10 protein-coding genes are annotated in these 11,929 nt (G+C 62.4%); 1 reads left to right on the top strand and 9 read right to left on the bottom strand.

Annotated elements, in window-relative coordinates:
- The first annotated feature begins 2 nt into the window (after positions 1–2).
- Positions 3–761 (top strand): slipin family protein, encoded by a 759-nt coding sequence (locus tag V3W27_RS12015; RefSeq protein ID WP_003220464.1) that lies wholly within the window; start codon positions 3–5, stop codon positions 759–761.
- A gap of 8 nt (positions 762–769) precedes the next feature.
- On the opposite strand, the gene V3W27_RS12010 is transcribed toward V3W27_RS12015, so the two are convergent.
- From V3W27_RS12010 to V3W27_RS11970, 9 genes are all read right to left on the bottom strand, one after another.
- Positions 770–2,365, bottom strand: a complete 1,596-nt coding sequence (locus V3W27_RS12010) for a glycosyltransferase family 39 protein (RefSeq protein WP_330206680.1) — start codon at positions 2,363–2,365, stop codon at positions 770–772.
- A gap of 161 nt (positions 2,366–2,526) precedes the next feature.
- The gene (locus tag V3W27_RS12005) at positions 2,527–4,074 is read right to left on the bottom strand and encodes an efflux transporter outer membrane subunit (RefSeq protein ID WP_330206679.1); all 1,548 of its coding nucleotides are present in this window, start codon (positions 4,072–4,074) and stop codon (positions 2,527–2,529) included.
- Positions 4,071–5,141: an HlyD family secretion protein gene (locus tag V3W27_RS12000; protein WP_330206678.1), complete on the bottom strand. Its 1,071-nt coding sequence runs from the start codon at positions 5,139–5,141 to the stop codon at positions 4,071–4,073. The genes V3W27_RS12005 and V3W27_RS12000 overlap by 4 nt, the downstream gene beginning before the upstream one ends.
- 26 nt (positions 5,142–5,167) lie before the next feature.
- Positions 5,168–6,706, bottom strand: a complete 1,539-nt coding sequence (locus tag V3W27_RS11995; protein ID WP_330206677.1) for an MFS transporter — start codon at positions 6,704–6,706, stop codon at positions 5,168–5,170.
- A 218-nt stretch (positions 6,707–6,924) separates the two neighbouring features.
- Positions 6,925–7,842, bottom strand: a complete 918-nt coding sequence (locus V3W27_RS11990) for a LysR family transcriptional regulator (RefSeq protein ID WP_027611120.1) — start codon at positions 7,840–7,842, stop codon at positions 6,925–6,927.
- A 176-nt stretch (positions 7,843–8,018) separates the two neighbouring features.
- A complete protein-coding gene (locus V3W27_RS11985; RefSeq protein ID WP_041070932.1) occupies positions 8,019–8,885 on the bottom strand; it encodes an ABC transporter permease in 867 nt (288 codons plus the stop codon).
- Between the two features lie 20 nt (positions 8,886–8,905).
- Positions 8,906–9,766, bottom strand: a complete 861-nt coding sequence (locus V3W27_RS11980) for an ABC transporter ATP-binding protein (protein WP_027611118.1) — start codon at positions 9,764–9,766, stop codon at positions 8,906–8,908.
- 5 nt (positions 9,767–9,771) lie between these two features.
- Positions 9,772–10,797 carry an ABC transporter substrate-binding protein gene (locus tag V3W27_RS11975; protein ID WP_330206676.1) on the bottom strand — a complete coding sequence of 342 codons (1,026 nt, stop codon included), beginning with the start codon at positions 10,795–10,797 and terminating at the stop codon, positions 9,772–9,774.
- A gap of 18 nt (positions 10,798–10,815) precedes the next feature.
- Positions 10,816–11,712 carry a TauD/TfdA dioxygenase family protein gene (locus tag V3W27_RS11970; RefSeq protein ID WP_027611116.1) on the bottom strand — a complete coding sequence of 299 codons (897 nt, stop codon included), beginning with the start codon at positions 11,710–11,712 and terminating at the stop codon, positions 10,816–10,818.
- Between the last annotated feature and the right edge of the window lie 217 nt (positions 11,713–11,929).

The raw sequence follows: 11,929 nt of genomic DNA, 5'->3' as shown, positions 1-11,929 counted from the left end.
TCATGGGTCTGCAAATCGGTTTCGTTGCACTGCTGCTGTTGGTGATCGCCCTCGCCGGGTCGACCTTCCGCATCCTGCGTGAGTACGAGCGCGGCGTGGTGTTCCAGCTCGGACGCTTCTGGCAGGTCAAGGGCCCGGGGCTGATCCTGCTGATTCCGGTGGTGCAGCAAATGGTCCGGGTCGACCTGCGCACCGTGGTCCTCGACGTGCCGCCACAGGATGTGATCACCCGCGACAACGTCTCGGTGAAGGTCAACGCGGTGCTGTACTTCCGCGTGCTCGACCCGCAGAAGGCGATCATTCAGGTCGAAGACTTTCTCTCGGCCACCAGCCAACTGGCGCAGACCACCCTGCGCGCGGTGCTCGGCAAACATGAGCTGGATGAACTGCTGGCCGAACGCGAGCAGTTGAACATCGATATCCAGCAGGTGCTCGACGCCCAGACCGACGCCTGGGGCATCAAGGTCGCCAACGTCGAGATCAAGCACGTCGATCTCAATGAATCGATGGTGCGTGCGATTGCCAAACAGGCCGAAGCCGAACGCGAACGCCGGGCCAAGGTGATCCACGCCGAAGGCGAACTGCAGGCCTCGGAAAAACTCATGCAAGCCGCCGAAATGCTCGGCCGCCAGCCCGGTGCCATGCAATTGCGTTATATGCAGACCCTGAGTTCGATTGCCGGTGACAAGAGCTCGACGATCGTCTTTCCGTTGCCGATCGAATTGCTCAAGGGGATGGCGGATTTGTCGGGCAAATCCTGAGCCTGCGATCACCCGCCCGGTTTATCGGCGCTCGGCTCCCTCACGTACAAACGTGCAAATGCGCCGCCTGCATGGACATCGCTCTGCCGCTGCCAGCCTTCAGGCAACGCGGCAAACTCATCGGGTTCATCCAGCGTGCCGATCAACCACATCCGCGTGCTGCCCTTGGACACGTCGCCAAGCTGATCGAGGAAAACCTCCTCGCCGACCAAAGTGCCAAATCCGTAGGCATTGGGACGCGTGGAACGCCCATCCGCCGCTGGTGGCGTATACAGACGGATCTGCGCGTCAGTGCGGTTGTAGTAGATGTAGCTGAGGTACCACATCATGTCGCTGGTGACGATCCGGTCACCCTCGGTGAAGTGTCGATTGACGTAGTCGACCAGCACGCTGAACTGATCATTGCTGTCGACCGTGGCGTTGTTCTTCACACCCACCAGTTCGACCCCGACGAACAGCACCAGAATCGCCAGCGCCAGAACGCGAGAGCCTGCGTACAGCCGATCGACCGCCAGCGCCACCAGCATCGGCAACCCCAACGCATAGGCCGTCAAATACCGCTCGATGAACACCGGCGAGATGAACGACACGCCAAACACCAGCAGAATCGGCATCACGCTGTAGCACAGCAACAACAAGCTGCCGCGAAATACGCTGCGATCACGATGCAGGGCAACGGCAATCACGGCTACCAGCGCCAATGGCAAAAGCAAAAACAGCCACCCCGGCAAGGTCATGCCGTCGTCCTGGATCAGCAACGACCAGACCATCGACGGCAATGAGCTGAGGGTCACCGGATCTTCCCAGCCTATGTCATTGCTGGCCTTGAGTTCCGGGATGTGCTGCAGCAGATCAAGCAGGTTGGACACCCACGGCATGTACAGCAACGCGATGCTCACGTTGGCCAGCCACCAGGCCGGACGCTGAATATGCCGCAGCCGATACCCCGGCTGCACGCGCACCGCTGTCAGATACAGCCAGTGGCTGATCACGCACAGAACGGTGAAGTAGTGGGTGTAGAACGCTGCCGTCATCAGCAGCGCATAGGCCACCAGATAGCGATGCCGACGCGGCTGGCGCACCCAGTAGACCAGCGCGATCGTCGCGCCGATCAGCCACATGCCGAGCAGCGAATACATGCGCACTTCCTGGCTGTAGCGCACGGCCGTGGGCAACAACGCCAGCAACAGCCCGGCCAGCAACGCAGCGCGACGGGTGGCGAGCAGATCCACCAGCCACACACCGAGACCGACGGTAATGATCCCCGGCAGCGCACTCATCAAGCGAATGGACAGGATGCCGTCACCGAACAGCCCGATCCAGCCGTGCAGCAGCAGGAAATACAGCGGTGGGTGCACGTCGTGGGCCGCTAGCCCCCAGATCTCGGCCAGTGGAAACTGGCTCAGCAGGACGCTGGAGCCTTCGTCGAACCAGATCGCCGCCGCCGTCAGGTCGAAAAAACGCACCGCCGCCGCGAGCAGCATGATCGGTAACAACCAGTGCTCTCTGGCCCAGCGAAGCAGACGCAAGGCCACCAGCCATGCACCCGGGACCGCGCGCGGATCCTGCGTGTCGCCAACCGGCGTTTCTCTGTGTGCCGCCATTGCATCCTCTTGCTGTGCCGGAATATCGCGAACGGATGGAGCCGAACCTGCCCGTCACTTTAGGTCAGCCACAGGAGAGCCGTCGATGGCGGTGTGCGCTTTCACGACATCCGGCACCCCGGCCAATCCCAAACAGCCCTCGGCATTTCCAGTTCAGGCCATCAGCGCCGCGCCACCTCCCCCGCCGGATACACCGACTCCCAGCCCCCGCCCAACGCTCGGTACAACCCGACCATCGCCAGCGAAACGCCGGTCGAGCTTTCCACCCACTGCTCCTGAGTCGCCAGCAACGCGCCTTGAACGGTGAGGACGTTGACGAAATCAACCACGCCTTCGACGTATTGCTGTTGTGCGGTGCGCAGGGCGATCTGGTTCTGCCGCACGGCTTCGGTGAGGCTGTCGCGGCGGCGTTGGCTGGCGTTGTAAGCCGTCAGTTGGTCGTCGATTTCATGCCAGGCGCTCAGCACGGTTTGCTGATAGGCGATGGCCGCTTCCTGTTGCTGGGCTTCTCGCAGTTGCAGCATGCCGCGCAGGCGTCCGCCGTCGAACAGCGGCAGGCTCAATTGCGGGCCGATACCGAAAGCGCGCGAGCCCCAGGAGCCGAAGTCGCTCAGTTGCATCGCTTGCGAGCCGAGATTGCCGGACAAGGTGATGCGCGGATAAAAATCGCCCTTGGCCACGCCGATGTTGGCGGTGGCGGCATGCAGGCGCGCCTCGGCCTGCCGGATGTCCGGCCGGCGTTCGGCCAGCTGCGACGGCAGGCCGATGGCGACTTGCAGCGGTGACTGCGGCACCGCGCCGTCTGTGGATAACTCCTTGGCCAGGGCCTGCGGCGGTTCGCCCATCAGCAGGCTTATCGCGTTGATCAATTGCGACTGACGCTGCTCAAGGGCCGGCAGGCGCGATTCGATGGCCGCGACCTGCGCGGCCGCTTCGGCGACGTCCAGATCGGTCGCCACACCGTCGTTGAGGCGCAGTTGCGACAGTTTGAGGCTGTGCCGGGCGACGTCGAGGTTCTGCTCGGTGACCGCGCGGGTGTTCTGCACGCCGCGCAACTGGATGTAGTTCTGTGCGGTGTCGGCGAGGACCGCGAGCAGCACACCGCGACGGTCGTTTTCGGCGACTTCGAGGTTGGCATCGGCGGCTTCGGTTTCACGGCGCACGCGGCCCCAGAAATCCAGTTCCCAGGAGGCGGAGAAACCGGCGTCCCACAGGTTGAAGGCGGAATCGCCATTGTGCCCGGACGGGTCATTCAGGCCTTCGCCACTGTTGCGTTTACGCGCGTAGCTGCCGGTAGCGGCGGTGTTCGGGTAGCGATCCGCGGTGATCACCTGGCGCGCGGCACGGCTTTGTTGCAAGCGACTGCTGGCCAGTTGCAGATCGAGGTTGCTCTTGATCGCCCGCTGGGTGAGGGCCGAGAGCTGCGGGTCGTGGAAAACCTCCCACCAGCGTTCGTTCAGCGGTTCGCTGACGGCTTGGCTGGGGGCTGATTTGGCGGGTTTGGCCCAGTCGGCGATCTGTGTGGCTTCGGGCTTGTGGAAGTCGGGGCCGACGGTGCAGGCGCTGAGGCCAAGAGCGAGCAAGGCACCGAGTGCGAGTTGCTGCCACTGGCCTCTTCGCGAGCAAGCCCGCTCCCACATTGGGTAATGCGTTCCCCCGGTGGGAGCGGGCTTGCTCGCGAAGGCGTCAGTTCTATCAACGCTGTTCATCGCTGCGTCACCTCACGTTCCGCCGACGCCGAACGGCGAGTATCGATACTCGCCTCCACCGACATGCCCACACGCAAACGCTCGGCCAACGGCTGACCCGGTTCAAGCACGATCTTCACCGGAATCCGCTGCACGACCTTGGTGAAGTTACCCGTGGCGTTATCCGGTTTCACCGCAGCGAATGTCACGCCGGTGGCCGGGGCGATGCTTTCGACGCGACCGCTCAAGGCCTCACCGCCGAGGCTGTCGACGCGTACCTGCACGTGCTGCCCCGGCTGCACGTCGGTAAGTTGGGTTTCCTGGAAGTTGGCAACCACATACGCCTGACGCAACGGCACCACCGCCAGCAGCTTGCTGCCCGGCGTGACATAAGCGCCGACACGCACCGCGCGCTCGCCGACCATGCCGTCCTGCGGCGCAGTGATGCGCGTATACGACAGCTCGAAACTGGCGATTTCCAGCGCCGCCTGCGCGTGCTTCAGATTGCCTTCGGCAGCATCGCGCTGCGCCGTGAGAATCTCTACCTGCTTACGCTCGGCCTCCAGTTTCGCGCTGGCGGTATCGAGCCGAGCGCTCGCCTGATCGATGCGCGTGCGGGCCTGTTGCGCGTTCTGTACCGTGCCGGCGCCGACGCCAGCGAGGTGGTTGTAGCGATCGAGTTCCTGCTGGGCGAAGGCCATTTCTGCCTTGGCCGAGACCACCGAGGCCTGCGCCTGAGCAATCACCGAGGTCTGCCGCTCCAGCGTGGCCTTGGCGTTTTGCAACTGAGCGCGGGCGACCAGGGTTTGCGCATCGGCCGCTTCAGCGGCGGCGCGCAAATCACGATCATCGATCAACGCCAGCAGTTGCCCCGCCTTGACCCGCTGGTTATCTTCCACCAGCACTTCCTTGATGAACCCCGCCACGCGCGGCACCACCAGAGTGAAGTCGGCGGAAACGAACGCATCGTTGGTATTTTGCTGGGTACGCTTGCCGAACAGTCCCGGCACCGCCAGGTACAGCAACACGCCAACGGCCAGTGCGGCCGCCACGGCCACCGCGAGTTTTTGCTTTGCTTGAGTCGTCATAAAAACCTTCTGTTTCAGTACAGCCATCAGGTCGGCGCGCGCGGTGGAAAGATCCGCGTCGGCAGCCAGAAAATCAGCAGAATCAGCGCCACCGCGACGCCGGCCATGCACACATAGAGATCGGACGAAGTCAGCACCACGGCCTGTTCGTGCAGGCGATGGGCGAGGCCCGGGTCGCTGCGATCGGCCAGCGGTGAGTTGCCGAGGTTGTCGATCAACATGGTCGAGTGGAAATGCAGGCGCGCAGTGGTCAGCGCCTCAATGACTCCGGTGGCGATCACCGCCGCCAGGCCTTTCACCGTGTTGAACCACGCGGAGGCGAACGGCCCGTCCTGCGGCTGGATGCTGCCGGTCGAGAGCATCAACAGCGGCAGCACCGACATTGGCTGACCGAAAATCTGCAGCCATTGCAGGACGTAGAAATTGTCGCGAATCCATGCCGAGGTCAGCAGCGATCCACCCAGGCAGGACAGGGTCAACATGCTCAAACCGATGCCGAGCACCCAGCGGCAATCGACCCAGCGCAAGTTGCACAGCGCCGCCACCAGCGGCAGCGCGATCAACTGCGGCAACGCGGCGATCAGCATGATCGGCGCGGTCTGCACCGGGCGATAACCCTGGATCTGCGCCAGATAGCTCGACGGGATCAGCACCACCGCCTGCAACACCACCAGCACCCCGGCCAGGGTCATCAGTGCAAACGACAGGTTGCGGATGCCGAGCATCTGCAACTTGAAAAACGGAATCGGCTGCGACCATTCATTGATCAGAAACGCCACCAGCAACAGCGAACCGGCGCCGAGCAAACCGCAGATGAGGCTCGACTCGAACCAGTCCAGCCGATTGCCTTGCAGCAAGCCGATCACCAGCATGCAGATCGCCGGGAAGCCCAGCAGCAGGCCCTTCCAGTTGAAGGTCTTGAGGCGCTCCAGGCGCAGCGGATCCTGCGGAATGCCCCAAGCGACCATTGCCATGGCAATCAGGCACGGCACGATGATTTGCCAGAACGTCCATTGCCAGCCGACGTATTCACTCCATAAGCCAGCCAGCGGCGTGCCGAGACCCGGGCCGAACGTCGCCGTCAACGCATAACCGGCCAAACCATAGAGTTTGAAACTGGCCGGTAGAAAACGCAGGGCGACCGTCATCAGCATCGGCGGCAACGCGCCGCCGGCCAGCCCTTGCAGGGTGCGCATCAACAGCAGGCTTTCGTAATTCGGGGCGAACGGGCACAGCACGCCGAGCAGCGTGAACAGGCTGATCGCGCAGAGGGTGAAACGGCGCAGCGAAAAGGTCACCGAGCACCACGGCGCGAACGCCATTGCCGCCACCGAGGTCGCGGCGTAACAGGACACCAGCCAGGTGCCTTCGTCATAACCGATGTTCAGCGCGCCCCGAATATCGGCCAGCGCGACTTTGGTCACCATCTCGTTGAGGCCCGAGACCAGCACTGCCAGCAGCACGCCAACCAGGCCGGTGATGATTCGCGCCCCGAACACCGGTGGCGCAGCCGCCGTCGCCGGACTGGCCGCAGCGATGGGCGCCGGAACCGACAGGGATGTCATGGATACATACTCCGGAAGGAAAAATACCGGAGCATTTTAGTAAGGCTTACTGCTGACGAAAATTGACTTATTGGCAGGTTATAAGTGCGCTCAGTGCAGCAATGAATATCCAATGTGGGAGCGGGCTTGCTCGCGAAAGCGGTGGATCATTCAACCTGTGCGGTGCCTGACACGACGCCTTCGGGAGCAAGCCCCCTCCCACACGGACTCTGCTTGTATCAGGGTTGCGTGGCCAGCCATGTCTCGTCACAACACGCCTTGAGCGTTTCACGCAGCCAGCGGTGCGCCGGATCCTTGTCGAAGCGCGGGTGCCAGGCCTGAGTCAGCATCAGCGTCGGCAACGGAATCGGCAGATTGAACGAACGTAGCTTCAGGCCCAGTCGGCGCACGCTGAGCAACGCTTCCTTGGGCACCGGCAAGATCAGGTCGGAATCGGGCAAGGCAAACATCGCCGCGTGGAAGCTTGGCGCAATCACCGCCACCCGCCGCTCCAGACCCAAGGCGTTCAACGCGGTGTCGATGGGGCCGCGAGCAATGCCACGGCGCGACATGCTGATATGCGAGTAACCGGCATAGCGCTCAGCAGTGATTTCGCCGTCGAGTAGTGGATGATCCTCTCGCACCAGGCCGACGAAATGCGTGGAAAACAGGTTCTGCACTTTGACTTCCGGGGTTACCGGACGGGTGTTGCTGACACTCAGATCAATCCGACCTTCGCGCAGCGCTTCGTCGTCGCCATCGCCCTCGGGGACGAAGCGCAACTCGCAGTGTGGCGCCTGCTGGTCGAGGGTATCGAACAGTTTGCCGCCATACACGCCGATGAAAAAGTCGTTGGCGCGGATGCTGAAGCGCCGGCGCAGGGTGCCCAGATCCACGCTGTCGGCGGAGCGAAACAGCAGCGCCGCTTGCTCGACGACATCGCGCACCTGCTCGCGCAATTCGAGGGCTTTGGGGGTTGGCACCAGGCCGCGACCGGCGCGTACCAGGATCGGATCGCCGATCGCCTCGCGAATGCGCGTCAGGGTGCGGCTCATGGCGGCGGGGCTGAGGTTCATCCGCCGCGCGGCGCCGACCACACTGCCCTCGTCGAGCAGGGCGTCGAGGGCGACCAGAAGATTCATGTCCGGGAGTTGCATGCTGAGCACTCGTGGCTGATCTGGATTGATCCTGGCGCAATGCTAGCAAACATCCTTCAAATTTGGCGGCGGCTGAAAGGACGCCTTCGCGAGCAAGCCCGCTCCCACAGGGGAACGCATTCCAAAATGTGGGAGCGGGCTTGCTCGCGAAGGCGCCGGTCCTGCCAACACAAATCTCAGCGCTGCATGCCCCAACGCTTCACCGTCACCCGCTCCAGCGTATCGAACACCAGGTTCTCCACCAGCAACCCGATCAGGATCACCACCGCCAACCCGGCAAACACCTTGTCGGTGTACAGCTCATTACGGTTCTGGAAGATGTACCAACCTAACCCGCCCTTGCCGCTGGTGGCGCCGAACACCAGCTCGGCGGCGATCAGCGTGCGCCAGGCAAACGCCCAGCCGATTTTCAGCCCGGCGAGGATCGACGGCAGCGCAGCCGGAATCAGGATGAACAGCACAAAACGCATGCCCTTCAGCCCATAGTTGCGCCCGGCCATGCGCAGGGTTTCCGAGACCCCGAGAAAACCGGCGTAGGTGTTCAGCGCCAGCGCCCACAACACCGAATGCACCAGCACGAAAATCAGGCTGTTCTGCCCCAGCCCGAACCAGAGCAAGGCCAGCGGCAGCAAGGCAATCGCCGGCAGCGGATTGAACATCGAGGTCAGGGTACTCAGCAGATCCCGGCCAAACTGGGTCGACACCGCCAGCGTGGTCAGGGCGAACGCCAGCACGATGCCGATCAGGTAACCCTTGATCAGCACCACCAGCGATATCCACACCTTGCCCAGCAACTCACCGCTGAGCAGGCCGTCGTACAGCGCATGACCGGTCTGCAGAAAGCTCGGCAGCAACAGGTCGTTGTTCTGCACCCGGGCGATCACTTCCCAGAGGATCGCCAGCAGAATCAGGATCAGGCTTTTACGCAGCCAGCCCTGTTGCCACAGGCGTTGCGCCAACGGCAATTCGCGCTCAAGCGGCACGCTGGTCAATGGTTCAAGGACGGTTTCAAACTCTTGTCGTACAGACGATGGTTGGCTCATCGGGCAATCCTCCAGAACGCTCAATAAGCGATACGAATGTCGTTGAAGTCATGGTCACGCTCGGTTTCCGGCGACTGGCCCTCATCGAACAGCAAACGGTGAATGCGCCGCGCCGATTCCTGAAACGCCACGCCGCCGAGGCTTTGCAGATCGTATTGATGGCTGTGCACTTCAGCGCGCACCCGCCCCGGATGTGGCGACAGCAGCAGGATGCGATTGCCGACCACCAGCGCCTCTTCAATCGAGTGGGTGACGAACAGCAAGGTGAAGCGCACTTCTTCCCAGAGCAGCAGCAATTCTTCCTGCATCTTGCGCCGGGTCAGCGCATCCAGCGCGGCGAACGGCTCGTCCATCAAAAGGATTTTCGGCTGCATCGCCAACGCCCGGGCAATCGCCACCCGCGCCTTCATGCCGCCGGACAAAGTGTGGGGATAGGCGTCGGCGAATGCTGCCAGACCGACTTTTTCCAGGTAGTGCAGTGCACGTTCTTCGGCGTCTTTTTTGTTCAAGGTTCGTGAGGCCAGCAGCGGAAACATCACGTTCTGTTTCACGGTTTTCCACGGCGGCAGTTGATCGAATTCCTGGAACACCACGATCCGATCCGGACCGGGTCCATCGACCCGCTGACCTTGCAGGCGAATCTCGCCTTCGCTCGGCGCAATGAAACCGGCGGCCGCTTTCAACAAAGTGGACTTGCCACAGCCGGACGGGCCGAGCAGCACAAAGCGGTCCGCCGGATCGATCTCGAAACTGACCTGATGGGTAGCTCGCACCACCCGCTGCGGGGTGCGGTATTCGAGGCTGACGTTATCCACCGCCAGCAGCGCTTGCGTACTGGCGACCGGGTTGCTGGCCGCGTGGCCTTGCAAAGGGGCATTCATCTCGATCAGCTCCCCTGCAGCGGTTTGGCGTCCTGGAAGAAGTAGTCCTTCCACGATTCCGGTTTGTTCTTGATCGCACCGACGCGGTAGAGGAATTCGGCCAGTGGATAGGTATTTTTCGGCGTGACGCTGAATTCGAATTGCGTGTTGTCGATGATTTTCAGCAGCTCGGCGCGGTCGATCTTGGCCTTGGTCACGCGGATGTACGTGTCCGCCGCCGCGCCCTTATCGTTCTGCGCAAATTGCGCGGCTTCGGTCAGCGCTTCGACGAAGGCCTTGTAGGTTTTCGGGTTGTCGTTGCGGAATTTCTCGGTGGCGAACAGCACGGTTGGCGAGTTCGGGCCGAGGATGTCGTAGGAGTTGAGCACCACGTGCACGTTCGGGTTCTGCAGCGCCTGATCCTGGAACGGTGGGTTGGAGAAATGCCCGGTCAGCTCGGTGCCGCCGGCAATCAGCGCAGCGGTCGCATCCGGGTGCGGCACGGCGATGGTGTACTTGTCGAGGCGATTGAATTCCTTGTCACCCCACTGTTTGGCCGCGGCGTATTGGAGGAAGCGCGACTGCACCGACACGCCCACCGCCGGCACCGCAATGCGGTCCTTCTCGGTGAAATCGGCAATGGTTTTGACCTTGGGATTGTTGCTCACCAGGTAGTACGGGAAGTTGCCCAGCGAGGCGACTGCCTTGACGTTCTGCTTGCCGTGGGTGCGATCCCAGATGGTCAACAGCGGGCCGACGCCGGCGCCGGCAATGTCGATGGAACCGGACAACAGCGCATCGTTGACCGCGGCGCCGCCCGAGAGCTGCGTCCAGTCGACCTTGATGTCGAGGCCTTCCTGCTTGCCGTACTTCTCGATCAGGCCCTGATCGCGCACCACGTTGAGCAATAGATAGACAATCCCGAACTGTTCGGCGATGCGGATTTCACCTTCGGCGTGGGCCACGGCCGGCGCCACCAGGCTGCCGGCGATGAGACTGAAACCGAGGCCAATGGCCGCCGCCAGCGGTGCAAATGGAAGACGTTTGGACATGATCGGATCTCCGGCAAATCAGAAAGGCGCGTCGCCCTGAATGGTCGTGCGATACAGCTTGCGGCGCAGGTGCGCTGGGCAGCCGGCGGCGAGGTGGATCAGCGAACGGTTGTCCCAGAACACCATGTCGTGGGGCTGCCACTGGTGGCGGTAAATGTTTTGCGGCAGCACGCTGTGGGCGTAGAGCTCGGCGAGCAGTTGTTTACTCTCGTCCTCCGGCAGACCGACGATGCGGGTGGTGAAGCCTTCGCTGACGAACAACGCCTTGCGGCCGTTTTCCGGGTGGGTACGGACGATCGGGTGCACCACTTCGGCGACCTGCGCCAGTTGCTCCGGGGTCAGGGTCGGACGCCAGTTGCCTTCGAATTTGGTTTCGCTGTAACGCGCGGTGTAGGAATGCGCGGCCGATCGCCCTTCCACGGCTTTGCGCAGCGCGTCGGGCAGGCTGTCCCAGGCTTTGTGCATGTCGGCGAACAGGGTGTCGCCGCCCTCGGACGGCAACTCCTGGGCGTGCAGCATCGAGCCGAGACTCGGCAGCTCTTTATAGGAAAGGTCGGAGTGCCAGAACTTGCCGGCGTCGCCCAGACCGATGTTCTGGCCGTTCTCGACGATGTTGGAAACGATGAGGATTTCCGGGTGATTGGCCAGCAGGAACTGCTTGAGCACGTGAATCTGCAACACGCCGAAGCGGCGGCTGAAATCGATCTGCTGTTGCGGGGTGATGCGCTGGTCGCGGAACACCACCACGTGGTGATCCAGGTGCGCACGATGAATACGCGCGAAGTCCTGATCGTTGACCGGCCGGGTCAGGTCCAGGCCGATGATCTCGGCACCGACGGCACCGCTGAACGGACGAATTTCAAAGGTTTGCGGCGCGGCAGTCGCGGCGCTTGGGGTGGCAGTAGCTGCGGACATCTTTCAATCTCCCACGCACGGCGCGCTCACAGGCGCACACGTCGATCAGACACTCACGCTGGATTGCGTGTCGGTTCAGGTCGTGCGGCGCGCCGATTGGTCGGCAGGTACGCAGGCGGATGACTTTAAAGCTATAAGAACTGGAAATTAAATACCGTTAATGAATAACGATATGGCGGATGGTGAGGAATGGACTGGATGGTGAGTGACGGTTTGT

Origin of the sequence: Pseudomonas sp. AM14(2022) (genome assembly GCF_036346455.1) — a bacterium.
Taxonomy (GTDB): domain Bacteria; phylum Pseudomonadota; class Gammaproteobacteria; order Pseudomonadales; family Pseudomonadaceae; genus Aquipseudomonas; species Aquipseudomonas putida_A.
The sequence above is the reverse complement of the archived record's forward strand: the minus strand, read 5'-3'. Positions and strand labels throughout refer to the sequence as shown.

Excerpts from the sequence above, each read along its gene's own strand:
- V3W27_RS12000 (WP_330206678.1), bottom strand. The coding sequence starts at position 5,141 with ATGACGACTCAAGCAAAGCAAAAACTCGCGGTGGCCGTGGCGGCCGCA.
- V3W27_RS11985 (WP_041070932.1), bottom strand. The coding sequence starts at position 8,885 with ATGAGCCAACCATCGTCTGTACGACAAGAGTTTGAAACCGTCCTTGAA.
- V3W27_RS12010 (WP_330206680.1), bottom strand. The coding sequence starts at position 2,365 with ATGGCGGCACACAGAGAAACGCCGGTTGGCGACACGCAGGATCCGCGC.
- V3W27_RS11980 (WP_027611118.1), bottom strand. The coding sequence starts at position 9,766 with ATGAATGCCCCTTTGCAAGGCCACGCGGCCAGCAACCCGGTCGCCAGT.
- V3W27_RS12015 (WP_003220464.1), top strand. The coding sequence starts at position 3 with ATGGGTCTGCAAATCGGTTTCGTTGCACTGCTGCTGTTGGTGATCGCC.
- V3W27_RS11990 (WP_027611120.1), bottom strand. The coding sequence starts at position 7,842 with ATGCAACTCCCGGACATGAATCTTCTGGTCGCCCTCGACGCCCTGCTC.
- V3W27_RS12005 (WP_330206679.1), bottom strand. The coding sequence starts at position 4,074 with ATGAACAGCGTTGATAGAACTGACGCCTTCGCGAGCAAGCCCGCTCCC.
- V3W27_RS11970 (WP_027611116.1), bottom strand. The coding sequence starts at position 11,712 with ATGTCCGCAGCTACTGCCACCCCAAGCGCCGCGACTGCCGCGCCGCAA.
- V3W27_RS11995 (WP_330206677.1), bottom strand. The coding sequence starts at position 6,706 with ATGACATCCCTGTCGGTTCCGGCGCCCATCGCTGCGGCCAGTCCGGCG.
- V3W27_RS11975 (WP_330206676.1), bottom strand. The coding sequence starts at position 10,797 with ATGTCCAAACGTCTTCCATTTGCACCGCTGGCGGCGGCCATTGGCCTC.